This is a genomic window from Gemmiger formicilis, assembly GCF_016900095.1.
GTDB classification, from domain to species: Bacteria; Bacillota; Clostridia; order Oscillospirales; family Ruminococcaceae; genus Gemmiger; species Gemmiger formicilis_A.
On the sequence record NZ_JACJJP010000011.1, the window covers coordinates 12,340 to 38,875 of the forward strand.

General features: G+C 61.6%; 29 protein-coding genes. 13 read left to right on the plus strand and 16 right to left on the minus strand.

What is annotated here, in order from left to right; all coding sequences use genetic code 11:
* Positions 1–73: 73 nt before the first annotated feature.
* Positions 74–337, minus strand: a complete 264-nt coding sequence (locus tag H6B15_RS06800; protein WP_204647241.1) for a hypothetical protein — start codon at positions 335–337, stop codon at positions 74–76.
* Positions 338–496: 159 nt separating this feature from the next.
* Here H6B15_RS06800 and coaD point away from each other — a divergent pair, with 159 nt between their 5' ends.
* The 7 genes from coaD to acrA all read left to right on the plus strand — a co-directional run bounded on the left by coaD (position 497) and on the right by acrA (position 7,153).
* Positions 497–985: a pantetheine-phosphate adenylyltransferase gene (gene coaD / locus H6B15_RS06805; protein ID WP_204647242.1), complete on the plus strand. Its 489-nt coding sequence runs from the start codon at positions 497–499 to the stop codon at positions 983–985.
* A gap of 96 nt (positions 986–1,081) precedes the next feature.
* The gene (locus H6B15_RS06810; RefSeq protein WP_204647243.1) at positions 1,082–2,266 is read left to right on the plus strand and encodes an acetyl-CoA C-acetyltransferase; all 1,185 of its coding nucleotides are present in this window, start codon (positions 1,082–1,084) and stop codon (positions 2,264–2,266) included.
* Positions 2,267–2,290: 24 nt separating this feature from the next.
* Positions 2,291–3,076: an enoyl-CoA hydratase-related protein gene (locus H6B15_RS06815; protein WP_204647244.1), complete on the plus strand. Its 786-nt coding sequence runs from the start codon at positions 2,291–2,293 to the stop codon at positions 3,074–3,076.
* A 37-nt stretch (positions 3,077–3,113) separates the two neighbouring features.
* On the plus strand, positions 3,114–3,986 hold the full coding sequence (locus H6B15_RS06820; RefSeq protein ID WP_204647245.1) for a 3-hydroxyacyl-CoA dehydrogenase family protein: 873 nt from the start codon (positions 3,114–3,116) through the stop codon (positions 3,984–3,986).
* A gap of 72 nt (positions 3,987–4,058) precedes the next feature.
* Entirely contained in the window at positions 4,059–5,228 is a 1,170-nt protein-coding gene (locus H6B15_RS06825) for an acyl-CoA dehydrogenase family protein (protein ID WP_204647246.1), read from the plus strand.
* Between the two features lie 15 nt (positions 5,229–5,243).
* A complete protein-coding gene (acrB, locus tag H6B15_RS06830) occupies positions 5,244–6,029 on the plus strand; it encodes an acryloyl-CoA reductase electron transfer subunit gamma (RefSeq protein WP_204647247.1) in 786 nt (261 codons plus the stop codon).
* Between the two features lie 17 nt (positions 6,030–6,046).
* Positions 6,047–7,153 carry an acryloyl-CoA reductase electron transfer subunit beta gene (gene acrA, locus H6B15_RS06835; protein WP_204647248.1) on the plus strand — a complete coding sequence of 369 codons (1,107 nt, stop codon included), beginning with the start codon at positions 6,047–6,049 and terminating at the stop codon, positions 7,151–7,153.
* A 113-nt stretch (positions 7,154–7,266) separates the two neighbouring features.
* On the opposite strand, the gene H6B15_RS06840 is transcribed toward acrA, so the two are convergent.
* Both H6B15_RS06840 and H6B15_RS06845 read right to left on the minus strand, forming a co-directional pair.
* Complete coding sequence (locus tag H6B15_RS06840) at positions 7,267–7,947, minus strand: hypothetical protein (protein ID WP_204647249.1); 681 nt, start codon at positions 7,945–7,947, stop codon at positions 7,267–7,269.
* The gene (locus H6B15_RS06845) at positions 7,944–8,522 is read right to left on the minus strand and encodes a 5-formyltetrahydrofolate cyclo-ligase (RefSeq protein WP_204647250.1); all 579 of its coding nucleotides are present in this window, start codon (positions 8,520–8,522) and stop codon (positions 7,944–7,946) included. The genes H6B15_RS06840 and H6B15_RS06845 overlap by 4 nt, the downstream gene beginning before the upstream one ends.
* A gap of 206 nt (positions 8,523–8,728) precedes the next feature.
* Here H6B15_RS06845 and rfbC point away from each other — a divergent pair, with 206 nt between their 5' ends.
* Genes rfbC through H6B15_RS06875 form a run of 6 tightly spaced genes read left to right on the plus strand, consistent with a single transcriptional unit; the run spans position 8,729 to position 14,896 of the window.
* A complete protein-coding gene (rfbC, locus tag H6B15_RS06850) occupies positions 8,729–9,295 on the plus strand; it encodes a dTDP-4-dehydrorhamnose 3,5-epimerase (protein WP_204647251.1) in 567 nt (188 codons plus the stop codon).
* Between the two features lie 21 nt (positions 9,296–9,316).
* Complete coding sequence (locus tag H6B15_RS06855) at positions 9,317–10,117, plus strand: ABC transporter permease (RefSeq protein WP_204647252.1); 801 nt, start codon at positions 9,317–9,319, stop codon at positions 10,115–10,117.
* Positions 10,118–10,131: 14 nt separating this feature from the next.
* Positions 10,132–10,902: an ABC transporter ATP-binding protein gene (locus tag H6B15_RS06860; protein WP_204647253.1), complete on the plus strand. Its 771-nt coding sequence runs from the start codon at positions 10,132–10,134 to the stop codon at positions 10,900–10,902.
* A gap of 20 nt (positions 10,903–10,922) precedes the next feature.
* Positions 10,923–12,791 (plus strand): glycosyltransferase family 2 protein, encoded by a 1,869-nt coding sequence (locus H6B15_RS06865; RefSeq protein WP_204647254.1) that lies wholly within the window; start codon positions 10,923–10,925, stop codon positions 12,789–12,791.
* A gap of 11 nt (positions 12,792–12,802) precedes the next feature.
* The gene (locus tag H6B15_RS06870; protein ID WP_204647255.1) at positions 12,803–13,051 is read left to right on the plus strand and encodes a kinase to dihydroxyacetone kinase; all 249 of its coding nucleotides are present in this window, start codon (positions 12,803–12,805) and stop codon (positions 13,049–13,051) included.
* Between the two features lie 6 nt (positions 13,052–13,057).
* The gene (locus H6B15_RS06875) at positions 13,058–14,896 is read left to right on the plus strand and encodes a glycosyltransferase family 2 protein (protein ID WP_204647256.1); all 1,839 of its coding nucleotides are present in this window, start codon (positions 13,058–13,060) and stop codon (positions 14,894–14,896) included.
* Between the two features lie 71 nt (positions 14,897–14,967).
* On the opposite strand, the gene atpC is transcribed toward H6B15_RS06875, so the two are convergent.
* The 13 genes from atpC to H6B15_RS06940 form a co-directional block, all read right to left on the minus strand.
* Positions 14,968–15,369: an ATP synthase F1 subunit epsilon gene (atpC, locus tag H6B15_RS06880; RefSeq protein WP_204647257.1), complete on the minus strand. Its 402-nt coding sequence runs from the start codon at positions 15,367–15,369 to the stop codon at positions 14,968–14,970.
* Positions 15,366–16,766 (minus strand): F0F1 ATP synthase subunit beta, encoded by a 1,401-nt coding sequence (gene atpD, locus H6B15_RS06885; protein WP_204647258.1) that lies wholly within the window; start codon positions 16,764–16,766, stop codon positions 15,366–15,368. The genes atpC and atpD overlap by 4 nt, the downstream gene beginning before the upstream one ends.
* Positions 16,767–16,811: 45 nt before the next feature.
* Positions 16,812–17,645, minus strand: coding sequence for an ATP synthase F1 subunit gamma (gene atpG, locus H6B15_RS06890; RefSeq protein ID WP_345941955.1), 834 nt, complete (start codon positions 17,643–17,645; stop codon positions 16,812–16,814).
* 33 nt (positions 17,646–17,678) lie between these two features.
* Entirely contained in the window at positions 17,679–19,193 is a 1,515-nt protein-coding gene (gene atpA, locus H6B15_RS06895; RefSeq protein WP_204647260.1) for a F0F1 ATP synthase subunit alpha, read from the minus strand.
* A 12-nt stretch (positions 19,194–19,205) separates the two neighbouring features.
* Entirely contained in the window at positions 19,206–19,745 is a 540-nt protein-coding gene (gene atpH, locus H6B15_RS06900; RefSeq protein WP_204647261.1) for an ATP synthase F1 subunit delta, read from the minus strand.
* Positions 19,742–20,242, minus strand: a complete 501-nt coding sequence (atpF, locus tag H6B15_RS06905) for a F0F1 ATP synthase subunit B (RefSeq protein ID WP_204647262.1) — start codon at positions 20,240–20,242, stop codon at positions 19,742–19,744. The genes atpH and atpF overlap by 4 nt, the downstream gene beginning before the upstream one ends.
* Positions 20,243–20,285: 43 nt before the next feature.
* A complete protein-coding gene (gene atpE, locus H6B15_RS06910) occupies positions 20,286–20,564 on the minus strand; it encodes an ATP synthase F0 subunit C (protein ID WP_204647263.1) in 279 nt (92 codons plus the stop codon).
* Positions 20,565–20,612: 48 nt separating this feature from the next.
* Positions 20,613–21,359, minus strand: a complete 747-nt coding sequence (locus H6B15_RS06915; RefSeq protein ID WP_204647264.1) for a F0F1 ATP synthase subunit A — start codon at positions 21,357–21,359, stop codon at positions 20,613–20,615.
* Positions 21,360–21,363: 4 nt separating this feature from the next.
* The gene (locus H6B15_RS06920) at positions 21,364–21,789 is read right to left on the minus strand and encodes an ATP synthase subunit I (protein ID WP_204647265.1); all 426 of its coding nucleotides are present in this window, start codon (positions 21,787–21,789) and stop codon (positions 21,364–21,366) included.
* A 27-nt stretch (positions 21,790–21,816) separates the two neighbouring features.
* On the minus strand, positions 21,817–22,080 hold the full coding sequence (locus H6B15_RS06925) for an AtpZ/AtpI family protein (RefSeq protein ID WP_204647266.1): 264 nt from the start codon (positions 22,078–22,080) through the stop codon (positions 21,817–21,819).
* Between the two features lie 269 nt (positions 22,081–22,349).
* Positions 22,350–24,236 (minus strand): ABC transporter ATP-binding protein, encoded by a 1,887-nt coding sequence (locus H6B15_RS06930; protein ID WP_204647267.1) that lies wholly within the window; start codon positions 24,234–24,236, stop codon positions 22,350–22,352.
* Between the two features lie 16 nt (positions 24,237–24,252).
* Entirely contained in the window at positions 24,253–25,992 is a 1,740-nt protein-coding gene (locus H6B15_RS06935) for an ABC transporter transmembrane domain-containing protein (RefSeq protein WP_204647268.1), read from the minus strand.
* Positions 25,989–26,462, minus strand: a complete 474-nt coding sequence (locus H6B15_RS06940) for a MarR family winged helix-turn-helix transcriptional regulator (protein WP_204647269.1) — start codon at positions 26,460–26,462, stop codon at positions 25,989–25,991. The genes H6B15_RS06935 and H6B15_RS06940 overlap by 4 nt, the downstream gene beginning before the upstream one ends.
* Positions 26,463–26,536 lie beyond the last annotated feature (74 nt).

Here is a 26,536-nt window from a genome sequence, read left to right on the forward strand (position 1 = left end):
TGCACAGCCGCAGCGGAAAGATGCCGCGGCAAAGCAGTATCTGTTAAAAGAATAACACCTGCCGGCCGGGTGGTCAAGCCCTTTGCAAGATTTTGTCCGCACTTTGGGAAAAAGCGGGAAAATGGCGGAAAAACGTTCCTTTTGCAAAGAAATTCGGAACCATGCACACACCCGTGCCTATTAAATAGGTAAGCAGCCAGTCGAATTTGGGCAAAAAGACAAAAAGGAGGGGAAAAAGAAGTTGAATTTGAACAAGTTCGGGTATTGACAAAACCTTAACAACATGCAAAAATAAAGGTATCAGCGCGGAGCCGTTCAGCGGCACGCCTGAGCGCACGCACCCAGCCACCGCAAACCGGCCCCGGCGCCCTTTCTTTGAAAACGCCGATCATCCTCAGTATGACAGACCGTAACGGGACGGGTGCTATATTTGCGCCCGAAGCTGTTAGAATTTTAACAGTGTTCGGCGGTAATCCAGACAGAAGAAGGCCCATCAATGACAACAGCCATGTACCCCGGCAGTTTTGACCCGGTCACCCGCGGTCATCTGGACATTATCAAACGCGCGTCCCGCATGTTTGACAAGCTGATCGTGGCGGTGCTGAACAACAGCGCCAAAACGCCCCTTTTCACGGTGGAACAGCGGGTGGAGATGCTCAGGGAATGCTGCAAGGACATCCCCAATGTGGAGGTTGCCAGCTTTGACGGCCTGACCGTGAACTTTGCCAAGGCCTGCGGCGCCACCGTTATGGTGCGGGGCCTGCGCGCCGTCACCGACTTTGAAAACGAGATGCAGCTGGCCCACACCAACCACGCGCTGCTGCCCGGCATCGAAACGGTGTTTCTGGCCACCTCCATCAAGTGGAGCTACCTGTCCAGCACCATCGTGAAGGAAGCTGCCCACTACCGCCAGGATGTGTCCCAGTTCGTCACCCCCAATGTGGAAGCCGCCCTGCTGGCCAAACAGCGCCACGGCGACGTATAAACCTTGGTCCGTTTCCGCCCTTCGGGGCGGTTGGAATAGAAACCCGACAAGCTATCCATCGAATATTCAATCCAATTTTCAGGAGGCTGCTAAATTATGAAAAAGATCGTTATCGCGTCCGCCTGCCGTACTGCCATCGGCAAGTTCGGCGGCACCCTGTCCAACGTTCCCGCCGCTGAGCTGGGCTCCATCGTCATCAAGGAAGCCATCGCCCGCGCCGGCATCACCGCGGAGCAGGTCGATCATGTGTACATGGGCTGCGTGATCCAGGCCGGTCTGGGCCAGAACGTCGCCCGTCAGGCCTCCCTGAAAGCCGGCCTGCCCGTCACCACCCCGGCTGTCACCGTCAACGTGGTCTGCGGCTCCGGCCTGAACTGCGTCAACATGGCGGCCCAGATGATCGAAGCCGGTGACGCGGACATCGTCGTCGCGGGCGGCACCGAGAACATGGACATGGCTCCCTTTGCCATGATGAAGGGCCGTTACGGCTACCGCATGGGCTATCCCATGGGCAAGAGCGAACTGGTTGACACCATGGTCAACGACGCTCTGTGGGACGCTTTCAACAACTACCACATGGGCATCACCGCCGAGAACGTGGCCGAGCAGTGGCACCTGACCCGTGAGCAGCTGGATGAGTTCGCTTACAACAGCCAGGTCAAGGCCGACGCCGCCATCAAGTCCGGCGCTTTCAAGGACGAGATCGTCCCCGTCACCATCAAGACCAAGAAGGCCGAGATCGTCTTCGATACCGATGAAGGCCCCCGTCTGAGCCCCATGGAAGTGCTGGGCAAGCTGAAGCCCGCCTTCAAGAAGGACGGCATCGTCACCGCCGGCAACTCCTCCGCCATCAATGACGGCGCTGCTGCTCTGGTTATCATGAGCGAAGACAAGGCCAAGGAACTGGGCATCACCCCCATGGCTACCTGGGTCGGCGGCGCTCTGGGCGGCGTTGATCCCTCCATCATGGGTGTCGGCCCCATCGCCGCTACCCGCAAGGTTATGGCCAAGACCGGCCTGACCGTTGCCGATATGGACCTCATCGAAGCCAACGAAGCTTTCGCTGCGCAGAGCCTGGCCGTGGCTCATGACCTGGAATTCGACATGAGCAAGGTCAACGTCAACGGCGGCGCCATCGCCCTGGGCCATCCCGTCGGCGCTTCCGGCGCCCGTATCCTGGTCACCCTGCTGTACGCCATGAAGCATCGCGGCGCTCACAAGGGCCTGGCCACCCTGTGCATCGGCGGCGGCATGGGCTGCGCCACCATCGTCGAGATGTAATTCACGAACGGAGGAACATCCACTATGTCTTTTGTGAATACGGAAGTCCAGGGTGCCGTGGCCGTTGTCACCATCGACCGTCCCAAAGCCCTGAACGCTCTGAATCCCGAAGTCCTGGCCGACCTGAAGGCCGCCTTTGAGGCCATCGACCAGAACACCGTGCGCTGCGTGGTGCTCACCGGCGCCGGCGACAAGAGCTTTGTGGCGGGCGCCGACATCGGCTCCATGTCCACCATGACCAAGGCCGAGGGCGAGGCTTTCGGCAAGCTGGGCAACGACATCTTCCTGATGATCGAGCACTTCCCGCTGCCCGTCATCGCGGCGGTCAACGGTTTCGCGCTGGGCGGCGGCAATGAGCTGGCCATGAGCTGCGACATCCGCATCTGCTCCGACAACGCCGTCTTCGGTCAGCCCGAAGTGGGCCTGGGCATCACCCCCGGCTTCGGCGGCACCCAGCGCCTGGCCCGCCTGGTGGGCATGGGCATGGCCAAGCAGATGGTCTACTCCGCTCTGAACATCAAGGCGGACGAAGCCCTGCGCATCGGTCTGGTCAACGCGGTGTACCCGCAGGCCGAACTGATGGAGAACGTCATGAAGCTGGCCACCAAGATTGCCAAGAACGCCCCCATCGCGGTGCGCAACTGCAAGAAGGCCATCAACGACGGCATCTCCCTGCCCATCGAGAAGGCCGTGGAAGTGGAAGAAAAGCTCTTCGGCGACTGCTTCGAGACCCACGACCAGGTGGAAGGCATGGGCTGCTTCCTGAGCAAGGAAAAGCCGAAACCCAAACCGGTTTTCACCAACAACTGATTTATTTATACAACATTATTGCAGGAGGGTTACTACTATGAAGGTAGGCGTTATCGGCGCTGGCACCATGGGCCAGGGCATCGCAAAGGCTTTCGCGCAGATCGAAGGCTACACCGTCGCGCTGTGCGACATCAAGCAGGAATGGGCCGAAGGCGGCAAGGACAAGATCGCCAAGGGCTATGCCAAGCTGGTTGCCAAGGGCAAGCTGGACCAGGCTGAAGTGGACCGCCGCATGGCTGCCATCACCCCGGGCCTGAAGGAAGACCTGTGCGCGGACTGCGACCTGATCGTGGAGGCCGCTTTTGAGGACATGAAGGTCAAGCAGACCACCTTCGGCGAGCTGGACAAGATCTGCAAGCCGGAATGCGTCTTCGCTTCCAACACCTCCTCTCTGTCCATCACCGAAATCGGCAAGGGCCTGTCCCGTCCTCTGGTGGGCATGCATTTCTTCAACCCCGCCGACCGTATGAAGCTCATCGAGGTCATCGCCGGCGTGAACACCCCCGCCGAGACGGTGGAGACCATCAAGAAGATCAGCGTGGAGATCGGCAAGACCCCCGTGCAGGTCAACGAGGCTGCCGGCTTCGTGGTCAACCGCATCCTGATCCCCATGATCAATGAAGCTGCCTTCATCAAGATGGAAGGCGTGTCCGACATCGCCGGCATCGACACCGCCATGAAGCTGGGCGCCAACCATCCCATGGGCCCCCTGGAACTGGGCGACTTCGTCGGCCTGGATATCTGCCTGGCCATCATGGACGTCCTGTACAAGGAAACCGGCGACAGCAAGTATCGTGCTTGCCCGCTGATCCGCAAGATGGTCCGCGGCGGCAACCTGGGCTGCAAGACCGGCAAGGGCTTCTATGTCTACAACGCTGACCGCACCAAGACCCCGGTCGACGCCCTGTAAACAGTAAGACGAGTTTCTCCCGCCCCTCCAATGGCGGCGGGGGAATTCGTTTGCATAAGGAGGATTATCGCTATGGATTTCACCCTGTCCAAACAGCAGCAGATGGTACAGAAAATGTACAAGGAGTTTGCCGAAAACGAGGTCAAGCCCCTGGCCAAGAAGGTCGATGCTGAAGAGTATTTCCCCATCGAGACGGTCCAGAAGATGGCCAAGCTCGGTATGATGGGCATCTATTTCCCCAAAGAATACGGCGGCGCCGGCGGCGATGTGCTGTCCTACGTCATGGCCGTGGAGGAAATGAGCAAGGTCTGCGGCACCACCGGTGTCATCATCTCCGCTCATACCTCTCTGTGTGCTGCTCCCATCTATGAGAACGGCACCCCCGAACAGAAGGCCAAGTACCTGCCCAAGCTGTGCAGCGGCGAGTGGATCGGCGCTTTCGGCCTGACCGAACCCGGCGCCGGCACCGACGCCCAGGGCCAGCAGACCTTCGCCGTGGATGAAGGCGACCACTGGAAGCTCAACGGCTCCAAGATCTTCATCACCAACGCCGGCTACGCCAACGTCTTCATCATCATCGCCGTCACCGGCTTTGTCACCGACAAGCGCGGCCGCAAGCAGAAGGAAATTTCCGCCTTCATCGTCGAGCGCACCGATCCCGGCTTTAAGGTCGGCAAGCCCGAAGACAAGATGGGCATCCGCGGTTCTTCCACCTGCGAACTGATCATGGAAGACTGCATCATCCCCAAGGATCGTCTGCTGGGCGTGAAGGGCAAGGGCTTCCAGCTGGCCATGGCCACCCTGGACGGCGGCCGTATCGGCATTGCTGCCCAGGCTCTGGGCATTGCCGAGGGCGCCATTGACGAGACCGTTGCTTACGTCAAGGAACGCAAGCAGTTCGGCCGTTCCATTTCTGCCTTCCAGAACACCCAGTTCGAGCTGGCCGAGATGAAGGCCCGTGTGGAGGCTGCCAAGTACCTGGTGTACGCCGCTGCCCTGAAGAAGCAGGCCGTCATGAACGGCGCCAAGGGCCGCTACAGCGTGGAGGCCGCCGAGGCCAAGCTGATCGCCGCCCGCACCGCCAGCGACGTGACCCGCCGCTGCCTGCAGCTGTTCGGCGGTTACGGCTACACCCGTGACTACCCCATCGAGCGGATGATGCGCGACGCCAAGATCACCGAAATTTACGAAGGCACCAGCGAAGTCCAGATGATGGTCATCTCCGGCGCGATGCTGAAGTAAGGAGGGCGCAGTACAATGAAAGCTATCGTTTGTGTAAAACAGGTCCCTGATACCCAGGGCAAAGTGGCCGTCAAGGCGGACGGCACCATGGACCGTGCGGCCATGGCCACCATCACCAACCCCGACGACCTGAACGCCGTGGAGGCTGCTCTGCAGCTGAAAGAGCAGACCGGCTGCGAAGTCGTGGTCGTCACCATGGGCCCGCCGCCGGCCGAAGGCATGCTGCGTGAGCTGATCGCCCGCGGCGCCGACCGCGGCGTGCTGGTGTCCGGCCGTGAATTCGGCGGTTCCGACACCTTCGCCACCTCTCAGATCCTGGCCGCTGCCGTCAACAAGATCGGCGTCGGCCCCGACGACATCGTCTTCTGCGGCCGTCAGGCCATCGACGGCGATACCGCCCAGGTTGGCCCCCAGATCGCCGAAAAGCTGCATCTGCCCCAGGTCACCTATGTCACCGAGATCAAGAAGGACGGCAACAGCCTGACCGTCAAGCGTCAGCTGGAAGACGGCTACATGGAACTGAAGGTTCAGACTCCCTGCCTGCTGACCTGCATCAAGGAACTGAACACTCCCCGCTACATGAGCGTGTCCGGCATCTTCGAGTGCTTCGACAAGCCCATCGAGGTGTATGACTACAATGCGCTGAAGGATGATCCCCTCATCGAGACCGACACCATCGGCCTGAAGGGCTCTCCCACGAACGTGTACAAGTCCTTTGCTCCCCCGGTCAAGGGCGCCGGCATGATGGTCGAAAGCGCCAGCCAGCTGGTTGGTCTGCTCAACGACAAGCACCTGATTTGAGGAAGGAGAGTACTACAATGGCAGAATTCAATGCTATGGACACCGCCGCCTTCAAGGGCGTTTGGGTCTTCTGCGAACAGCGCGAAGGCCAGATGCAGACCATCAGCTATCAGCTGCTCAGCGAAGGCCGCAAGCTGGCCAACGACCTGGGCGTGGAGCTGTGCGGTGTTGTGATGGGCAGCGAGCTCAACGAAGATTACATCAAGGCTCTGGGCGGCTACGGTGCCGACCGCGTCTACTACATCGACAGCCCTCTGCTGAAGGACTACACCACCGACGGCTATGCCAAGGTCCTGTGCGACCTGGTCATGGAAAAGAAGCCGGAAATCGTGCTGATCGGCGCCACCAACCTGGGCCGTGACCTGGGCCCCCGCTGCGCTGCCCGCCTGCACACCGGCCTGACCGCCGACTGCACCCATCTGGATGTGGATGTGGAGAAGTACAAGGCCTTCCTGCGCTCCACCTCCAACATCGATGTGGACAACACCAAGTTTGAAGAGAACACCAACCTGAAGATGACCCGTCCCGCCTTCGGCGGCCATCTGATGGCCACCATCATCTGCCCGCGCTTCCGCCCGCAGATGTCCACCGTGCGCCCGGGCGTCATGCAGACCCAGCCCTACGATGAGGCCGGTGCCGCCAAGGTTGTGGTGGAAAAGATCACCCCCGAACTGACCGCCGACGATATCCATGTGGAAATCCTGGACATCAAGAAGAGCGCCAAGAAGATGGTTGACCTGATCGGCGCCGACGTGGTCGTCTCCGTGGGCCGTGGCATCAGCTCCGACGTGGACAAGGGCATCGCCCTGGCCGAGGAACTGGCCGGTGTTCTGGGCGGCGTTGTGGGCGCTTCCCGTGCCGTCACCGACGCCGGCTGGCTGTCTGCCGACCATCAGGTCGGTCAGACCGGCAAGACCGTGCATCCCCGCATCTATGTGGCCCTGGGCATCTCCGGCGCCATCCAGCATGTGGCCGGTATGCAGGACTCCGACACCATCATCGCCATCAACAAGAACGAGAGCGCGCCCATCTTCGACGTGGCCACCTACGGCATCGTGGGCGACCTGTTCAAGGTTGTTCCCGAACTGATCAAGGAGATCCGCGCCGCCAAGAGCGCCGAGTAATCCTGTCCCGGACTTTTCCGGAACCTGATTCCGCATAACAAAACCGCCCTGCCGGGCTTTCCGGCAGGGCGGTTTTTGTTTGCGGTTTTATAGCAAGGGGCGAACGGCTCTCATCAGCCGGCCACGGGGTTGTTCATCTCCTCTTCGGAGGGCACCATGGCGTCGTCGGCTGCCACATCCGCGGATTTGTCGTAGGTGAACTCCACGCCCAGGGCGTCAGGCACGGCGGCAAACAGGGCGTCAATGTCGGTGAGCTCGGAATCGGTCATCACAAACAGCACCTTGTCGTCAAAGGTGGCCACCCGCATCTTATCCGCCATCACGCAGACCCACCGGGCGGGATCCATCTTTTCCAGCATGGTGTCGGCCACCGTCTGGGCGTCGGCGGCGTCCTTCAGCCGCAGCAGCACCAGGGTGTAGGCCTGGCTGCCGGTCATGGATTCGCTCTTGACCCCGGACGCTACCAGGTCGGCCTGCTCGGCGCTCAGGCCGGTGTTGTAGGTCAGCCAGGCTTCGTCATTCAGGTCGATGGCGGTGGTCTGCATCATCATCAGTTCCACCGGATAGACTTTGTAGATGCTGTCCACCATGGCGGACAGTTCCATGTCGGGGGCGGGAGTCTCGGCAGGGGTCATCTCCTCGGTCATGCCTTCCTCGGCGGTGGAGGTCTCCGGCGTGGCGGTGGGGGCCGGGGTGGCTACCGCCGACTGGGAGGAAGCGCCGCAGGCGGCCAGAGAGATGGCGGCGGCCATGGCCAGCGCCAGCAGGGAAGTCTTGGTCAGATTGCGTTTCATGTGTTTTGTCCTTTCGTTTTGGGGTAAAGGTCGGTCAGGAGTTCGCCGGGGGCAAAGCAGATATCCCAGGCGTCCCGGGGCAGACTCTCGGCCAGGAGGACCTCCGGGCAGACGAGAAGCCGCCTGCCATTATACTGTGCCAAAAACCGGTCATAATACCCGCCGCCCCGGCCCAGGCGCACGCCCTGCCGGTTCGCCGCCAGGCAGGGGACCAGGACTAGGGTATCCGGGGCAAAGCCGGCGGGGTCCAGCACGGTCCCCCGCACCGGTTCCCGGATGCCGAAAGCCGCCGGCCGCAGGGCGTCCAGGCTGTCCAGCCGCACCCATTCCATCCGGCCTTCCCCCAGCACCCGGGGCACGGCCAGGGTCTTGCCCTCGGCCAGGGCCCGGTCCAGGGCGGGGGAGATGTCCGGCTCGCTGGGCAGCGGCACAAAGCAGAGCAGGGTGGACGCCGCCCGCCATTCGGGGCGGGCAAACAGGTTGGCGCACAGGCGTGCCCCCATCTCCCGCAGCGCGGCGGGGGACTGGGCCCGCCAGATGGCCCGGGCGGCGGCGCGGGCTTCGGTTTTGGTCATGGGGACGGCCTCCTTGTGTGCGGTTTGTTCCGCACACCATCATACCATGAGTGCCCCTCCCACATCAAGACGGAGAAAAAGTGAAAATGTTACACAGATCTTCAACCAATCTTGCGTGCAGGGGCAAAAAAGAGTACAATAGGAAAGTAAAATCGAATCAGTGTGCCGATCTGTTGCAGGACGGCATCGGAAGGAGTTATAGAATTATGGGTAAATTCAATTTCATTCAGACCGAGATCCCCGGCGTTGTCATCATCGAGCCCACCGTCTTTGGCGATGACCGCGGCTACTTTATGGAGACCTACCAGATCGACGACTTTGCGGCCGCCGGCATCGACAAGCCTTTCGTGCAGGACAACCAGAGCCGCTCCACCAAGGGCGTGCTGCGGGGTCTGCACTTCCAGAAGAACCACACCCAGGGCAAGCTGGTGCGGGTGACCATGGGCGAGGTGTACGACGTGGCCGTGGACTGCCGTCCCAACTCCGCCACCTTCGGCAAGTGGGTGGGCGTGACCCTCTCCGCCGAAAACAAGAAGATGTTCTACATCCCCGAAGGCTTTGCCCACGGTTTCCTGGTGCTGTCCGACGTGGCGGAATTCTGCTACAAGTGCACCGACGTGTATGACCCCACCAGCGAGGGCGGCATCCCCTACGACGATCCCACCGTCAACGTGCAGTGGCCGGACTGCGGCTGCGAGCACAAGACCAGCGCCAAGGACAAGGAGCACACTCCCTTTGCCGAACAGAAGTTCGAGTACTTTGAAAAATACTGAAACATAAGGTAGGGCGCCAACGTGCAAAGCATCAAAAATTCACTGGCCGGGTTCTGGAAATACCGGTACCTTCTGCAGAACCTGATCACCCGGGATTTCAAGCTGAAATACCGCCGCAGCGTGCTGGGTGTGGCCTGGAGCATCCTCAACCCGCTGCTGACCTGCCTGGTCATGTTCCTGGTGTTCGATTCCATCATGCGCGGCCTGCGGGGAGAAGGCATCCCCAACTTTGCAGGCTTCCTGATCATCGGCCAGCTGCTGTTCAACTTCTTCCGGGAATCCACCAGCATGGCCATGGAAAGCGTGCTGAAAAACGCCCCGCTGCTGCGCAAGGTCTATATCCCCAAGTACATCTTCCCCATGGAGAAGGTCTGCTTTGCCATGGTCAACTGCGCGTTCAGCTTCATCGCCCTGGTCATCGTCTTTGTCATCACCTGGACCCCGGTGACCTTCGCCACTGCCTGGATGGCCCTGTACCCGCTCGTCATGCTCTTCTTTTTCAGCCTGGGCATCGGGCTGCTGCTGTCCGCCCTGTATGTTTTTGTGCGGGACATCATGCATATCTGGGAGGTGTTCTGCACCCTGCTGGTGTACGCCAGCGCCATCTTCTATGACCCCGAAACCCTGTCCGGCATCATGCAGAAGCTCATCCACATCAATCCTATGTACTGGTTCATCACCGCCTTCCGCAGCTGCGTGCTGTGGGGCGAAGGACTGAGCCTGAGCATGGTTGTGGTCTGCTTTCTGTGCGCCGCCGTCAGCATGACGGTGGGCGTCATTGTCTTCAAGAAAAACCAGGACAAGTTTGTCCTGTACATGTAAAGGGGGCCGGGAAGATGAACCAACAACAGCCCATCATCTCGGTGGAGCACGTTTCCATGCGCTTCAACCTGGCCAAGGAAAAGCACGAGAGCCTGAAGGAATACTTTGTGGCCCTGATGCACGGCGGCGTCCGGTTTGACGAATTCTTTGCCCTGTCCGACGTGAGCCTGGACATCATGCCCGGGGACTTCTACGGCCTCATCGGGCTCAACGGCAGCGGCAAAAGTACCCTGCTCAAGATCATCTCCGGGGTGTACAAGCCCAGCGCCGGCAAGGTCACGGTACGGGGCACCATCGCCCCCCTCATCGAGCTGGGGGCCGGGTTCGATATGGACCTCACCGCCCGGGAGAACATCTACCTCAACGGCACCGTCCTGGGCTACACCCCCAAGTACATCGACAGCAAGTTCGAGGACATTGTGGAATTCAGCGAGCTGCGGGAATTCCTGGATGTGCCTCTGAAAAACTATTCTTCCGGCATGGTGGCCCGCCTGGCTTTTGCGGTGGCCACCATGACCAAGCCGGACATCCTCATCGCCGACGAGATTCTGTCGGTGGGGGATTTCCTGTTCCAGCAGAAATGCGAAAAGCGGATGGCCGAACTCATGAGCGGCGGTACCACCGTCATTCTGGTCAGCCATTCCATCGAGCAGATCGAGCGGATGTGCAACAAGGTGGCCTGGCTGGACCACGGCCATCTGCGCCGCAACGGCCCCACCGCCGAAGTCACCGCCGAATACAAACACTTTGAGAAGAAGGACAGCATGAAGGCCGACCGGGCCTGATGCCTGCCGGGAGGGTCCCTATGGCCAAAGAAACCGAAAATCGTCCCGCCGATGTGGCCGCCCAGGACAGTGTGGGGGGCATGGCCCGGCGCCTGCTGAACCCCGCCCACCTGCGGGATCTGGCCCGGCGCAGCGCCGCTACCCTGCATGAACAGGGGGCGGAGCAGCTCTGGCGGGACGTGACCTTCCGGGTGGGGCTGGCCTTCCACCACGATTCCTGGCGCCACCGGGCGGACATCCCCCTGCGCCGGGAACTGAAAGCCCAGCGGTCCACCCATCTGCAGGGGCCGCTGGTCAGCGTGGTGGTGCCGGTGTACAACACGCCGGAAAACTTCTTCCGCCAGATGGTCCGCAGCGTGCAGCGCCAGACCTATTCCAACTGGCAGCTGGTGCTGGTGGATGCCTCGGATGACGCCCACCCCACCCCCGGCCGCCTGGCCCAAAAGCTGGCCGCCAAGGACAGCCGGGTGGTCTACCGCAAGGTGGAAAACGGCGGCATTGCCGCCAACACCACCGCGGGCTTTGCCGCCGCCACCGGGGACTACCTGGCCCTGTTGGACCACGACGACCTGCTGTACCCCAATGCCCTCTTTGAATGTGTGCAGACCATCCAAAACACCGGTGCCGATTTGGTGTACAGTGACGAAATCGTCCTGTCTGCCGACCTGAAACACCTGGGCGGCTACCACTTCAAGCCCGACTTTGCCCCCGATTACCTGCGGGGCTGCAACTTCATCACCCACCTGGCGGTGTTTTCCCGCCCGCTGCTGGACGCCGCTGGTGCCGCCGAGTACAAGGAATTCGACGGGGCCCAGGACCATGACCTGTTGCTGCGCCTGACCGAGAAGGCCGCCCGCATCGAGCACATCAAGAAGGTGCTGTATATCTGGCGGGGCCATGCCGGGTCCACCGCCGCGGGCATGGAGGCCAAACCTTACGCCCTGGAAGCGGGGGTGCGGGCCATCGACGCCCAGCTGCAGCGGCTGGGTATGCCCGGCAAGGCGGAAAACGTCCCCGGGGCACCCGGGGCTTTCCAGGTGCGGTATGAGCTTACCGGCCACCCGCTGGTATCGGTGCTCATCCCCAACAAGGACCACACCGACGACCTGGAACGCTGCCTGTCCAGCCTGTACAAAAACGCCGGGTATGACAATTTCGAAGTGCTGGTCATTGAGAACAACTCCACCGATCCCGCCACCGAGGACTACTACAAAACCCTGTCCCACCGGTACCAAAACTGCCGGGTGGTGCGGTACCAGGGCCCCTTCAACTTCTCCGCCATCAACAACTTCGGTGCCGCCCGGGCCAAGGGCGAACACCTGCTGCTGCTCAACAATGACATCGAGGTGCTCTCCCACGATTTCCTGCGGGAGCTGCTCAGCTACAGCCAGCGGGCGGACGTGGGGGCCGTGGGCGCCAAGCTGTATTATCCCGACGACACCATCCAGCACGCCGGGGTCATCATGGGCATCAACGGTTCGGCGGGGCACAGCCACAAGAGCTATCCCCGCAAGGCGGTGGGGGATTTGTACCGCCTGGTCACCACCCAGAACTATATGGCCGTCACCGGCGCCTGCCTCATGACCAAGGCCGACCTGTACCGGCAAGCCGGGGGCCTGGACGAGGAAAACTTCGCCGTGGCCTACAACGATGTGGACTACTGCCTGAAACTGTGGCAGCAGGGCCTGCTCAATGTGTTCACCCCCCGGGCGGAAGCCTACCACTACGAGAGTAAGAGCCGGGGTCTGGATACCCTTTCGGAGAATGCCCGCCGGTACGAGCGGGAGAAAGCGGCCTTTTACGCCAAGTACAAGGCCTATATTGATCATTACGATCCGTATTATAATCCGCATTTCAACAATTTGTTTGAAAACTTCGGCCTGAAGTGAGGAGAAACGCCATGAAAAACCGGTTTGACACCCAGTTTCTGATCGAAGGCAAGGACCTGGACGAGGACGAAGTCCGCGCCGGCATTCTGCAGAGTGCCGAGGGGGACTGTCTGCTGGTGGTGGGGGACGAGGAAGTCGTCAAGGTCCACTACCACACCGATACCCCCTGGAAGGTGCTGGAATACGCGGCCTCGGTGGGGGACATCCATACCATCATTGTGGAAAACATGGAGCGCCAGGCTGCGGGCCTGCACGGGTGACAGACCATGAATCTGCAAGCCAAACGGATGAAGGAGCTCTTCGGCTACGCCGCTACCCTGACCAAAGAACAGGGTCCCGTTGTGATGGCGGGCCGGGCGGCGGGCTTTTTCAAGCGGCGGTTTCTGGGCAAACGGGCCCGGTACCTGCCCTCGGCCAAGGCTCTGGCCGCCCAGCGGGCCGCCGACACGTCGGATTTTCCGGTCATCAGCATCCTGACTCCGCTGTACAACACCCCCAGACCCTTCCTGGAGCAGTTCCTGGACAGCGTGCAGAACCAGACCAGCCCCCGCTGGCAGCTCTGCCTGGTGGATGCCTCGGATGAGGCCCACCCGGAGGTGGGGCAGCTGGTGCAGGCCCGGGCGGCCAAAGACCCCCGCATCGTCTACCGGAAGATCGAGAACGGCGGTATTGCGGTCAACACCAACGCCGCCGCCAGGCTTGCCACCGGGGAATACCTGGCCCTGGCCGACCACGATGACGTGCTGGCCCCCCATGCCATCTACTGCATGGGCAAGGCTCTGGCCCATACCGACGCCGACTTCGCCTACAGTGATGAGGCCCTCTTCCGCAAGACTCCGGCGGGGGCCCATGTGGCCCATTTCAAGCCGGACTATGCCCCCGAATACCTCATGGCGGTGAACTACATTTGCCATCTGGCGGTGTTCCGCCGCAGCCTGTTTGAGGCGGTGGGCGGGGAGCGCCCGGAATGTGACGGCGCCCAGGACCACGACCTGTTCCTGCGCCTGATCGACGAGATGCAGCGCACAGACCCCAAGGCAAAGCCGCTGCATCTGGCCCAGGTGCTCTATTACTGGCGGGTGCACGCGGCGTCCACCAGCGGCGGCACCGACGCCAAGCCCTATGTGCAGGCGGCGGCCCGACGGGCGGTGAGCGACCATCTGGCGGCCACCGGGCGGCAGGGCAGGGTGGAGGACGGACTCTTTCCCGGCACCTGCCATGTGGTGTGGGATCTGCCCGAGCCGGGCCCCCTGGTTTCCATCCTCATTCCCAACAAGGACCACACCGACGACCTGGAAAAGTGCCTGCACAGCCTGTATGCCAAGACCTTCTACGACAATTTCGAGGTCATTGTCATCGAGAACAACTCCACCGACCCCGCCACCACCGCCTACTACAAAACCCTGCCCCAGCGGTACGACCGGTGCCGGGTGGTGGGCTTCAACGGCAGCTTCAACTTCAGCCGCATCAACAATTTCGGCCGCAAGTTTGCCCAGGGCAAGTTTTTGCTGCTGCTCAACAATGATATCGAGATCATCCGGGGCGACTGGCTCACCCAGATGGTGGCCGAAGCCTCCCAGCCCGGGGTGGGCATCTGCGGCGCCATGCTCTACTATCCCGACGACACCATCCAGCACGCCGGCATCATCACCGGCCTGGGCGGCTATGCCGGGCACAGCCACAAATACCACAAGCGGGGCGGCAGCGGGTACATGTTCCGCCTGGCCACCGTCCAGGACTTCTCCGCCGTCACGGCGGCCTGCCTGCTGGTGCGCACCGCCGTGTTCGACGCGGTGGGCGGCATGGACGAAGCCTTCACCGTGGCCTTCAACGACGTGGACTTCTGTCTGCGGGTGCGGGATGCGGGTTGGCGCATCGTCTGGACGCCCTACGCCGAGCTTTACCACCACGAGAGCAAGTCCCGGGGCTCCGATGAGGAAGACCCCGCCAAGAAGGCCCGCTTTGCCAAGGAGCAGGCCCGCCTGTACGAGGTCCACGGCCGGGAGGGCATCCTGCGTGACCCCTACTATAACCCCTGCCTGTCTTTGGATTATGAGGATTTCCGGGAAAGCGGCGACCTGCGCCGCCTGAAAGACCCGCAGTAAAGCAAAGAAAAACCGCCCCCGCAAGGCTGTAACCTTGCGGGGGCGGTTTTGTGTTGTGAAAGAATCGCCGCTCAGCGGGCGACGCTGGTGCGCACCAGGGCGCGTTTCAGCCGGGCCTGGGCCATTTCCAGCTCCCGGGCGTCCAGCTCCTTGCGGGCCAGCATCTCTTCGGCGCGCTTGCGGCTGGCCTCGGCGCGGGCCTTGTCGATGTCCTCGGCCCACTCCCAGGTGGTGGCCACCAGGCGGGCGGCGCCGTTGGTCACGGCCAGCAGACCGCCGATGCAGGCGGCCCGGCGCACCGTGCCGTCCTCCAGGGTCAGGCGTGCTTCGCCCATGCCCAGCGCGGTCATATAGTCGCAGTGCCGGGCCAGGATGCACACGTCCCCGGCGATGGTGCGGCAGAACAGCCGTTCGGCCTGGCCGTCAAAGATCAGGCCGTCGGGCGTCACGATCTGAATGGGAAAGGTCATCATGCATCACCCTTCTTGGCGCGGGCCACCACATCGTCGATGGTGCCGGCAAACAGGAAGGCGCTTTCGGGCACGTCGTCGTGCTTGCCTTCCAGAATCTCCTTGAAGCCGCGGAGGGTCTCCTTCAGCGGCACGTACTGGCCGGGCATACCGGTGAACTGCTCCGCCACCGTGAAGCTCTGGCTCAGGAAACGCTGCACCTTGCGGGCGCGGTTGACGGTGAGCTTGTCCTCCTCGCTCAGTTCATCCATACCCATGATGGCGATGATGTCCTGCAGTTCCTTGTAGCGCTGCAGCACCTTCTGGACGCTGCGGGCCACTTCGTAGTGCTCGGTGCCCACCACGTCGGGGGACAGGATGCGGCTGGAAGATTCCAGCGGGTCCACGGCGGGGTAGATGCCCTGGGACGAGATGGCACGGCTCAGAACGGTGGTGGCGTCCAGATGGGCGAAGGTGGTGGCCGGGGCGGGGTCGGTCAGGTCGTCGGCGGGCACGTAGACGGCCTGCACGCTGGTGATGGACCCGCGCTTGGTGGAGGTGATGCGCTCCTGCAGGGCGCCCATCTCGGTGGCCAGGGTGGGCTGGTAGCCCACGGCGGAGGGCATACGGCCCAACAGAGCCGAAACCTCACTGCCCGCCTGGGTAAAGCGGAAGATGTTGTCGATGAACAGCAGCACGTCCTGGTTCTGCACATCGCGGAAGTATTCCGCCATGGTCAGGCCGCTCAGGGCCACCCGCATACGGGCTCCCGGGGGCTCGTTCATCTGGCCGTAGACCAGGGCGGTCTTGTTGATAACGCCGCTCTCGCTCATTTCGCCGTACAGGTCGTTGCCCTCACGGGTACGTTCGCCCACGCCGGTAAAGACCGAATAGCCGCCGTGCTGGGTGGCCACGTTGTTGATCAGTTCCTGGATCAGAACCGTCTTGCCCACGCCGGCGCCGCCGAACAGGCCGATCTTGCCGCCCTTGGCGTAGGGGCAGATCAGGTCCACGACCTTGATGCCGGTTTCCAGAATTTCGGTGGTGGTCTCCTGCTCCTCGTAGCTGGGCGGGTCCCGGTGAATGGGCCAGCGCTCCATCCCTTCAGGGGCGGGCTTGTTGTCAATGGCGTCGCCCAGCAGGTTGAACACGCGGCCCAGGCAGGCATCGCCCACCGGTACGGTGATGGGGCCGCCCGTGTCCACGGCTTCGGTGCCGCGCACCAGGCCGTCGGTACTGCTCATGGCAATGCAGCGGGCCACATTGTCGCCAATGTGCTGCGCTACCTCCACCACCAGACGCTGGCCGTTGTTGTCCAGCTCGATGGCGTTGCGAAGGTTGGGCAGCTGCCCGTCTGCAAAGCGGATGTCCAGTACCGGCCCGATCACCTGGACCACGGTTCCCACATTTTTATTGGACATGGTTGTCTCTCCTTCATTTAGTATCCCGGTTATACCCGCGGCAAATCACGCTTCGCCGCCCGCCACAATCTCGGTGATCTCCTGTGTGATGGCGGCCTGACGGGCCCGGTTGTAATGCAGACTCAGGGTGTCGATCATCTCGCCCGCGTTCTTGCTGGCGGCGTCCATGGCGGTACGCCGGGCGCCCAGCTCGCTGGCCACGCTCTCGCACAAGGCGCCGTACACAAGCCCGGCCAGATATTCCGGCACGATGGCGTTGTAGACCGACTCACAGTCCGGCTCATACAGAATGAGCTGGTGCGGGCCGGGCTCGGTGCGTTTGGGGGCGTTCAGCGGCAGCAGCCGCAGCACGGCGGGGGTCTGGGTCAGCATGGAAACAAAGTTGGTGTAAACGACATACACTTCGTCGAACTCGCCGTCCAGAAATCCCTTGGCCAGCATCCGCGCCATGGTGAAGCAGTGCCCCACCGAAACATCCTCCGCCTCGGCAAACTCCTTGCTCAGGATCTCCGTGCCCAGGCGCTGGTAGTGTTCCGTAGCCTTTTTGCCCACCGGCAGCACGCAGCAGCTGCGGCCTTCCATGTGGGCGGCGGCGGTCTTGAACACGTTGGCGTTGTAGCCGCCGGCCAGGCCGCGGTCGCCGGCGATGACCACATAGCAGGTGCGGTTCACCGGGCGCGCCACGGTATACGGGGAGGAAAAATCGGTGTTGCTGGCCGCGATATCAGCCAGGGTTTGGTGCAGTACCTCAAAACAGGGGCGGCTTTTTTCCACCCGCAGTTTGGCGTGCCGCAGCTTGGAGGAAGCCACCAGCTCCATGGCCTTGGTGATCTGCATGGTGCTCTCTACGCTTTTGATGCGCAGCTTGATGTCTTTCATGGAACCAGCCATGCGTTTGTTCCTCCTTTACGCTTAATGGGACCGCACGAACTGGTCGGTGTACGCCTTCAGGGCGCTGTTCAGGGTCTCCTCGTCGGCGGATTCCAGTTTGCCGGTCTCCCGGATGGAACGCAGCAGAGGATCGTTGTTGGTATCCAGATACTCATACAGACCCTGCTCGTACTCCTTGACCTGCTCCACCGCGATGTCCTGCAGGTACTTGTGGGTGACGGCGTAGATGATGCACACCTGCTTTTCCACCGGCACGGGGGCGTTGCGGTCCTGCTTGAGGATCTCCACAATGCGCTGGCCCTGGGCCAGGCGGAACTTGGTGTCGTCGTCCAGGTCGCTGCCGAACTGGGCGAAGCTCTGCAGTTCCAGGTACTGGCTGTAGATCAGCTTCAAAGTGCCGGAGACCTTCTTCATGGCCTTGATCTGGGCGTTGCCGCCCACGCGGGACACCGAGATGCCGGGGTTGACCGCGGGCATGACGCCGGAATGGAACAGTTCGCTTTCCAGGAAGATCTGGCCGTCGGTGATGGAGATGACGTTGGTGGGAATATACGCCGAAACGTCACCGGCCTGGGTCTCGATGATGGGCAGGGCGGTCAGGCTGCCGCCGCCCTTTTCGTTGCTCATGCGGGCGGCGCGTTCCAAAAGACGGCTGTGCAGGTAGAAGACGTCGCCGGGGTAGGCTTCACGTCCCGGCGGACGGCGGATCAGCAAACTCAGGGCACGGTAGGCCACAGCGTGCTTGGACAGGTCGTCGTAGATGACCAGCACGTCCTTGCCCTGCTGCATGAAATATTCGCCCATGGCGCAGCCCGCATACGGTGCGATGTACTGCACGGGGGACAGCTCGCTGGCGGTGGCGCTGACCACGATGGTGTAGTCCATGGCGCCGCCCCGTTCCAGGGTGTTCACCAGCTGGGCCACGGTGCTCTGCTTCTGGCCGATGGCCACGTAGATGCAGATGACGCCGGTGCCCTTCTGGTTCAGGATGGTATCGGTGGCAATGACCGTCTTGCCGGTCTGGCGGTCGCCGATGATCAGCTCACGCTGGCCCCGGCCGATGGGGATCATGCTGTCAATGGCCTTGATGCCGGTCTGCAGGGGCACGTTGACCGGCTGGCGGTCGATGATGCCGGGGGCCGGGCTCTCGATGGGCCGGAACTCGGTGGCGTCGATGGGGCCCTTGCCGTCCAGGGGCTGGCCCAGGGCGTTGACCACGCGGCCGATGAGGGCTTCGCCCACCGGCACGCTGACCACCTTGCCGGTGCGCTTGACCACGCTGCCTTCGCGCACCCCTTCGTCGGTACCCAGCATGACGATGGAGACGGTGTTTTCCTCCAGGTTCTGGGCCATGCCGTAGGTGCCGTTATCAAATTCCACCAGTTCGCCGCTCATGCACTTTTCCAGCCCGCTGGCCCGGGCGATGCCGTCGCCCACCAGAATGACGGTGCCGGTCTCGCTCTGCTCGATCTTGGTTTCGTAGTGCTTGATCTGCGACTTGATGATTTTGGTGATTTCTTCGGGTTTCAGTTGCATGCTCTCACTCCCTTACAATACGATGTTCTCCAGATCGTGCCGCAGCCGCTGCAGGCGTGCCTCCACGGTGCCGTCAAAGCGCACGCCGTCCATTTCCAGACGGATGCCGCCCAGGCAGGTGGGGTCCACCGCCGTGGTTAGGTCCACCTTCTTGCCGGTCAGGCTTTCCAGCTTTTCCTTCAGGCGGGCCGTATCCTGGTCCGAAAGAGGCACCGCGGTCACCGCCCGGGCGGGCAGAATGCCCCGGGCCTGGTTGTACCGGGCGGAAAACTCCTTCTCGCAGCTGCTCAGCTGGCGCAGGGTTCCGTTTTCGCACAGGATCTTCAAAAAATTCAGCACATACGGTTCGACCTGGCCGCGCAGGGCTTCGTCCAGCAAAGCACAGCGCTCGGTCTTGGGGATATTGGGGGTGCACAGCAGCTTTTCATAGTCGGGATTTTCGCGCAGAAGTTGAATCACTTCCCGCAATTGGCCGCGCGCTGCTTCCTCGCACCCGGTTTCGGCGGTCAGTTCATACAGCGCGCCGCCGTACATCTTGCCCACGTCGGTCATGATGCGTCACCCACATTCCTGATGAACTCGTCGATCAGGTCCTGATGGACCTTGGGGTCAATCTCGCGTTCCACCACCTTGGACGCAATGTCCATGGCAATGCCGCCGATCTCGTCCTTGACCTCGTTGATGGCCTTCTTGCGCTGCTGGGCAATGTCGGCGTCCGCCTTGGTCTTGATGCTGGCGGCGTCGGCCTGCGCCTGGCGCACGATCTCCTCGCCACGCAGCTGGGCGGTGCGGGTGGCACTCTGCACCAGCTGGGCGGCTTCCTCCTTGGCGTCGGCCAGCCGCTGCTCATAGTCGGTGCGCATGGCTTCGGCCTCGGTGCGGGCCTTCTCGGCATCCGCAATCTGGGCGTCGGCCATCTGCTGGCGCTGGGCCAGCACCTTTTGCACAGGCTTGAACAAAAACTTCTTGATCAGCCACATCTGGATCAGCAGGTTGCAGATGGCCGCGACAAAGTTCCAGGGTACGATGGTTACCAGTTGCTGAAACATCTGTTCGTCAAGCCTCCTTGCTCTGTTTGTTGGTCATGGCGTCTTAGCCCAGCAGGTTCATGAACATGCCGGGGGCCACGAAGATCAGCAGCAGGCCGGTGACGAAGCCGTAAATACCGGTGGTTTCGGCAATGGCGCAGCCCAGCAGCATGGTGCTGGTCACGTCGCCCTTGCATTCGGGCTGACGGCCGATGGCCTGGCAGGCGGCGGCAACAGCGTTGCCTTCGCCGATACCGGGGCCGATACCGGCGATCAGGGCACAGCCGGCGCCGATGGCGCAGCCAGCGAGGGTGATGCCTTTAGCCAAAATTTCGAAATCCATAACAGGTACCTCCAAAAATAGTGTTTGTTGTTTGTGATGGGACAAGGATCATTCCTCGCCCGCTGCGTTGGCGATATACAAAGTGGTCAGCATACAGAAGATGAACGCCTGCATAAAGCCGGAGAACCAGTCGAAGTACAGCCCGGTGAAGGCCGGAATGCCCACCGACAGGAAGGGGATCTGGCTGAGCAGGTCGCCCACGGCGCCGGGAATCAGGCCAAAGAGGGCGTGACTGGCCAGAGCCAGCGCCGCGTACAGCAAAGCGCTGATGACCGTGCCGGACAGAATGTTGCCGAAGTGACGGCAGGCCATGCTGATGGGGGTGGCGATCTCGGACAGGATGTTGAAGGGCGTGAGCACGAAGATGGGCTCGGTAAAGCCTTTCAGATATCCGCCCAGACCGCCGGAACGGATTTTGGCGCGGGTGATCAGGAAGAACACCATCACCGCCCAGGCCGCTTCCACCGAAAGGTCCGCGGTGGGGCTCCACAGGCCCACCAGGCTCAGCAGGTTGCTGACCAGGCTGGTGGCAAACAGGGCCGCCACGAAGGGGATAAAGGAATCGAAGCGGACGCCCATGTTGCCGCGGACGAAGTTGGTGGCCAGGTTGACCAGATATTCCGCCGCCGCCTGCCGTTTCGAGATGCCCGTCACCTTCAGGTCGTGGGTCAGCCAGATACACAGCCCGGTGATGATGGCCATGACGATCCAGCTGCTGAGGATGGTGGCCGAAATCTGGATGCCGGGACCGATGGGAATGGTGTAGATCGGTGCGCCGTTGATGGTCACATCCATGGGATTAGGATTCACCTCCCTTATTCTGGGATGGTTTGCGCCGCAGCGCATACATGACAAAAATGGTCACCTGGGGGAACAGCAGCGGAATGGCCGCCGCCACCCAGTTGAATGCCGGGATCAGGAACATGGCAATCAGAAAAAGACCCAGGCCCAGCTTGCGGTACAGCTCCGAGGTGCGCATCAGGCTGCGCCCGCGGGCCTCATCGGCGCCGGCCGCCATCTTCTGCAGGGTCAGCGCCAGGCCGAAAAAGTTCAGCCACGCGGCAAAGGCACCCAGCACCGCGCTCAGCGGCACTTTCCAGCTGAACCCGAAGGGAGCACCCAGGGCGGTCGCCAGCGCCCAGCCGACCACCAGCACCACGGTACCCACCGCGCAGCCCGTTCCGATATGGACCAGTTCCTTTTTCACATCCGGCTGCAGTTGCATCGCAATAACACTCCTTTCCGGATTGCATCAGAGATGATCGTTGAATCCCACCGGCTTATCCGGCGGGCGCTTTTCGGCTTTGCGGCGTTCGACCAGGTAAAACCGGCGTGCGGTGGCCCCGGCGGTGCCAAGCCCCAGCACAAAGGCGGGGAACATGACCCACAAGGGCGCACCCAGGGCGTTGACCAGCCAGGCGCCGCCGCCCACGAACAAAAGCAGCGGCACCACCAGCGAAATGCCGAGCTGTGTGAACCAAATCAGCCCGTTCAGCAGTTGTGCCAGATCCTTCAAATCCGGTCAGCGCTCCTTTCCGCGGTATGCCGCTCTGATGAAACAAATCCTTTCAATAGTATACCAAAAAAAAGCTGGCGATCTCAACAGAAAAGTAAGAAAAAATATCGGCGTGGGGGCGTAAAACCCGCCAAAACGGGTTGTTACATTCTGGAAAGATATCATTTTTGGAAATTTGTACTATATTTTCCCCTTTTGTGGAGAAAAACAAAAAGCCGGGACAGCTCCCGTTGGGGTGGGAGCCGTCCCGGCAAGGGGAAAAAGGGGGATCAGGCGGGCTGGTCGGCAAAGTTGCCGGTGTACAGCCGATAGTACATGCCCTTTTTGGCGATCAGTTCGTCGTGGGTGCCGCGCTCGATGATGCGTCCCTGGTCCATGACCATGATGCAGTCGGCGTTGCGCACGGTGGACAGCCGGTGGGCGATGACAAAGGTGGTGCGCCCATACATCAGGGCGTCCATGCCGTCCTGCACCAGCTTTTCGGTGCGGGTGTCGATGGAGGAGGTAGCCTCGTCCAGAATCAGCACCGGCGGGTCGGCCACGGCGGCCCGGGCAATGGCCAGCAGCTGCCGCTGGCCCTGGCTCAGGTTGGCACCGTCGCCGGTCAGCATGGTGTTGTAGCCGTCGGGCAGGCGGCGGATGAAACCGTCGGCGTTGGCCAGACGGGCCGCGGCCATGCATTCCTCATCGCTGGCATCCAGGTTGCCGTAGCGGATGTTGTCCATGACCGTGCCGGTGAACAGGTGGGTGTCCTGCAGCACGATGCCCAGACTGCGCCGCAGATCGGGCTTTTTGATCTTGTTGATGTTGATGCCGTCGTACCGGATCTTGCCGTCGGCAATGTCGTAGAAGCGGTTGATCAGGTTGGTGATGGTGGTTTTGCCGGCGCCGGTGGCGCCCACAAAGGCGATCTTCTGGCCCGGCTTGGCCCACAGGCTGATGTTGTGCAGCACCAGCTTGTTCTCGTCGTAGCCGAAGTCCACATCGTCAAAGACCACGCCGCCTTCCAGCCTGGTGTAGGTCACGGAGCCGTCGGCCTTGTGGGGATGCTTCCAGGCCCAGGTGTTGGTGCGTTCCTTCTGTTCGGTTAGGGTGCCGTCGGCTTCCTCCCGGGCGTTGACCAGTTCCACATAGCCTTCGTCCTTTTCGGGGGTCTCGTCCATCAGATCAAACACACGCTGGGCACCGGCGGCCGCGTTGACCACAAAGTTCAGCTGGGTGCTGATCTGGGTGATGGGCTGGGTGAAGCTCTTGTTCAGGCCCACAAAGGTGATGACGGTGCCCAGGGTGACCCCGGCCATGTCGTTGATGCCCAGGATGGCGCCCACCACGGCCACCACGGCGTAGCTCAGCCAGCCGATGTTGCCGTTGACGGGCATGAGCAGGTTGGCGTAGCGGTTGGCCTTGTCGGTGCTGTCCCGCAGAGCCTCGTTCACCTTGTGGAAGTCCGCCTTGGCGGCTTCCTCGTGGCAGAAGACCTTGACCACCTTCTGGCCGTCCAGCATCTCCTCAATGAAGCCGTCCACAATGCCCAGGTTCCGCTGCTGTTCCACATAGTACCGGCCGGACAGGCGGGAAAAGTTCTTGGCCACCACCACCATGATCACGGCGGTGAGGATGGAGATGATGCTCAGGGTGGGGTTGAGGGCCAGCATGGTCACCAGGGTGACGACCATGGTCAGACCGGAGTTGATGACCTGGGGGATGCTCTGGCTCATGAGCTGGCGCAGGGTGTCGATATCGTTGGTGTACACCGACATGATGTCGCCGTGGGCGTGGGTGTCAAAGTATTTGATGGGCAGGGATTCCATCTTGCTGAACAGATCGTTGCGCAGACGGCGCAGGGTGCCCTGGCAGATGGTGACCATGATGCGGTTGTAGGCAAAGGCGCCCACCACGCCCACGGCCAGCAGGGCGATCAGCTTCAGCAGGGCGTTGGCCAGCCGGCTGTAATCCTGGCCGCCGCCGGCCATCATGGGGGTGATGTAATCGTCCACCAGGGTCTGGGGGAAGGTGGCGCCGGCTACAGTGGCGCTGGAGGAGATCAGAATGCAGACCACCACCGCCAGAAACGGCCATTTGTAGGTGTGCATCATGTACCCCAGCACACGCTTGAGCACGCCCAGAGAGGCGCCGCGGGATGCTTTTTGATTCATGGTTTCAACTCTCCTTTCAGGCCGGCTGGTCAAAGTCGCCGCCGCCCTTGACCTGGGATTCGTAGATCTCCCGGTAGATGGCGTTGGTCTTGAGCAGGTTTTCGTGGGTGTCAAAGCCGTTGATGCGGCCGTTGTCCAGCACCAGGATCCGGTCGGCGTGCTCCACGCTGGAGATACGCTGGGCAATGATGATCTTGGTGGTGCCGGGAATCTCCTTGGCAAAGGCGGCCCGGATCTTGGCGTCGGTGGCGGTGTCCACGGCGCTGGTGGAGTCGTCCAGGATCAGCACCTTGGGCTTTTTCAGCAGGGCACGGGCGATGCACAGGCGCTGCTTCTGGCCGCCGGAAACGTTGGCACCGCCCCGCTCGATGTGGGTGTTGTATCCGTCGGGGAAACGGTCGATGAACTCATCGGCACAGGCAGCCCGGCAGGCGGCCTTGCATTCCTCCTCGGTGGCGTCGGGGTTGCCCCAGCGCAGATTGTCCAGGATGCTGCCGGAAAACAGGGTGTTCTTCTGCAGCACCACCGACACTTCGTTGCGCAGCGTCTCCATGTCGTAGCGGCGCACGTCCACGCCGCCCACCTTCACGTCTCCTTTGTCGGTGTCGTACAGGCGGCAGATCAGGTTGACCAGGCTGCTCTTGCCCGAACCGGTACCGCCGATGACGCCGATGGTTTCGCCGGAACGGATGTGCAGGTCAATGTCGGACAGGGCGTTCTTGCCGCTGCCGTGTTTGTAGGAAAAATCCACATGGTCGAAGTCGATGCTGCCGTCGGACACCTTGTAGACGGGGGATTCGGGCTCGGCCAGGTCGGGGGTCTCGTTGAGCACTTCGCTGATACGACGGATGCTGGCCATGGACATGGTGATCATGACCACCACCATGGAAAGCATCATCAGGCTCATCATCAGGCTCATGACATAGCTGAACAGGCTGGTCAGCTCGCCGGCGCTCATGCTGCCGCCCACAATGAAGTGGGCGCCCAGCCAGGACACCATGATGATGCAGAAATACACCGCCAGCATCATGGCCGGGTTGTTGAAGGCCAGCAGCCCTTCCGCCTTGACAAAGAGCCGGTACAGGTTCTGGGAAGCCTTGGCGAACTTCTTGTTCTCGTAGTCTTCCCGCACAAAGGCCTTGACCACCCGGATAGCGGAGACGTTCTCCTGCACGCTGGCGTTCAGGTCGTCGTACTTGTTGAACACCTCGGTGAAGATGCGCATGGTCACCACCATGATGGCGCCCAGCACCACCGCCAGGAACAGCACCGCCAGCAGGAAAGTCAGGCTCAGTTTGGGGCTGATGATCAGGCACATGACATAGCTGAACACCAGCATCAGGGGTGAGCGCACCGCCACGCGGATGAGCATCATGTAGGCGTTCTGGACGTTGGTGATGTCGGTGGTCATGCGGGTGACCAGGCCGGGCACGCTGAACTTGTCAATGTTGGAGAAAGAAAAGGTCTGGATGTTGTTGTACACGGCTTCCCGCAGGTTGGCGGCCAGCCCGGCGGACGCGCTGGCCGCAAATTTGCCGCCCAGGGCGCCGCAGGCCAGGCTGCAGAAAGACATGAACACCATCAGGATGCCGTACCGGTAGACGGTGGGCAGGCTGGCTGCCTCCAGGCCCTGGTCGATGATCAGGGCGGTGATGAAGGGCAGCAGGATCTCCATGATCACTTCCAGGGTGGTCATGGCAATGCAGAGCCAGGTGTCCCGCCGATAGCGGCCCAGCTGACGCAATACGGTTTTCACGATTCGGATGCCTCCTTGTTGTGTTTCTTTTCCGATAATGCCGAAAGATTTTGCAGCATTTTCTTTTGCAGGCGATCCAGGCTTTCCAGCTCTTCGGGGGAAAAGCAGTCGCACAGCCGGTCCTGGGCCGTATCCATGGCCCGGTCCAGATATTCCCGCACCTCTTCGCCCTGGCTTGTGCCGAACAGCAGCTTGCGGCGGTCGTCCCCGTCGCAGGGCTCCACCCGCACATAGCCTTTTTTGCGCAGACGCTTGAGCATGCCGGACAATGCCGCCATGGAATAGCCGAATTCCCGGTGGATGGCTGTCAGCGAGGTGCCTGTGTCTGAATGGCGAAGAATGTAGCGCAGCATGTTGGCCTGCATGGCCGTCAGGTCCTGTTCGGCCATGGAACTGTTGGCCATCTGTTCGATCTGGATGCTGATGCGCCGGTTATCCCGGATGAGTTCCTCCCGGTTTACGGTCGCCATGGTCTCACCTCTTTGCAGATTGTTTGAAGCTGAACAATTTAGCTCCGTACTGTTTTATAGCACAATTCCCCTTG

What these genes read in the sequence shown, in the direction of transcription:
- rfbC (WP_204647251.1), top strand. Translation starts at nt 8,729, where the DNA reads ATGGGTAAATTCAATTTCATTCAGACCGAGATCCCCGGCGTTGTCATC.
- H6B15_RS06815 (WP_204647244.1), top strand. Translation starts at nt 2,291, where the DNA reads ATGTCTTTTGTGAATACGGAAGTCCAGGGTGCCGTGGCCGTTGTCACC.
- atpA (WP_204647260.1), bottom strand. Translation starts at nt 19,193, where the DNA reads ATGCAACTGAAACCCGAAGAAATCACCAAAATCATCAAGTCGCAGATC.
- atpD (WP_204647258.1), bottom strand. Translation starts at nt 16,766, where the DNA reads ATGTCCAATAAAAATGTGGGAACCGTGGTCCAGGTGATCGGGCCGGTA.
- H6B15_RS06875 (WP_204647256.1), top strand. Translation starts at nt 13,058, where the DNA reads ATGAATCTGCAAGCCAAACGGATGAAGGAGCTCTTCGGCTACGCCGCT.
- H6B15_RS06920 (WP_204647265.1), bottom strand. Translation starts at nt 21,789, where the DNA reads ATGCAACTGCAGCCGGATGTGAAAAAGGAACTGGTCCATATCGGAACG.
- H6B15_RS06825 (WP_204647246.1), top strand. Translation starts at nt 4,059, where the DNA reads ATGGATTTCACCCTGTCCAAACAGCAGCAGATGGTACAGAAAATGTAC.
- atpG (WP_345941955.1), bottom strand. Translation starts at nt 17,645, where the DNA reads ATGAAAGACATCAAGCTGCGCATCAAAAGCGTAGAGAGCACCATGCAG.
- H6B15_RS06810 (WP_204647243.1), top strand. Translation starts at nt 1,082, where the DNA reads ATGAAAAAGATCGTTATCGCGTCCGCCTGCCGTACTGCCATCGGCAAG.
- atpH (WP_204647261.1), bottom strand. Translation starts at nt 19,745, where the DNA reads ATGACCGACGTGGGCAAGATGTACGGCGGCGCGCTGTATGAACTGACC.
- atpC (WP_204647257.1), bottom strand. Translation starts at nt 15,369, where the DNA reads ATGATGACCTTTCCCATTCAGATCGTGACGCCCGACGGCCTGATCTTT.
- H6B15_RS06930 (WP_204647267.1), bottom strand. Translation starts at nt 24,236, where the DNA reads ATGAATCAAAAAGCATCCCGCGGCGCCTCTCTGGGCGTGCTCAAGCGT.
- H6B15_RS06870 (WP_204647255.1), top strand. Translation starts at nt 12,803, where the DNA reads ATGAAAAACCGGTTTGACACCCAGTTTCTGATCGAAGGCAAGGACCTG.
- H6B15_RS06840 (WP_204647249.1), bottom strand. Translation starts at nt 7,947, where the DNA reads ATGAAACGCAATCTGACCAAGACTTCCCTGCTGGCGCTGGCCATGGCC.
- acrA (WP_204647248.1), top strand. Translation starts at nt 6,047, where the DNA reads ATGGCAGAATTCAATGCTATGGACACCGCCGCCTTCAAGGGCGTTTGG.
- H6B15_RS06860 (WP_204647253.1), top strand. Translation starts at nt 10,132, where the DNA reads ATGAACCAACAACAGCCCATCATCTCGGTGGAGCACGTTTCCATGCGC.
- acrB (WP_204647247.1), top strand. Translation starts at nt 5,244, where the DNA reads ATGAAAGCTATCGTTTGTGTAAAACAGGTCCCTGATACCCAGGGCAAA.
- atpE (WP_204647263.1), bottom strand. Translation starts at nt 20,564, where the DNA reads ATGGATTTCGAAATTTTGGCTAAAGGCATCACCCTCGCTGGCTGCGCC.
- atpF (WP_204647262.1), bottom strand. Translation starts at nt 20,242, where the DNA reads ATGTTTCAGCAACTGGTAACCATCGTACCCTGGAACTTTGTCGCGGCC.
- coaD (WP_204647242.1), top strand. Translation starts at nt 497, where the DNA reads ATGACAACAGCCATGTACCCCGGCAGTTTTGACCCGGTCACCCGCGGT.
- H6B15_RS06820 (WP_204647245.1), top strand. Translation starts at nt 3,114, where the DNA reads ATGAAGGTAGGCGTTATCGGCGCTGGCACCATGGGCCAGGGCATCGCA.
- H6B15_RS06865 (WP_204647254.1), top strand. Translation starts at nt 10,923, where the DNA reads ATGGCCAAAGAAACCGAAAATCGTCCCGCCGATGTGGCCGCCCAGGAC.
- H6B15_RS06845 (WP_204647250.1), bottom strand. Translation starts at nt 8,522, where the DNA reads ATGACCAAAACCGAAGCCCGCGCCGCCGCCCGGGCCATCTGGCGGGCC.
- H6B15_RS06915 (WP_204647264.1), bottom strand. Translation starts at nt 21,359, where the DNA reads ATGGATGTGACCATCAACGGCGCACCGATCTACACCATTCCCATCGGT.
- H6B15_RS06940 (WP_204647269.1), bottom strand. Translation starts at nt 26,462, where the DNA reads ATGGCGACCGTAAACCGGGAGGAACTCATCCGGGATAACCGGCGCATC.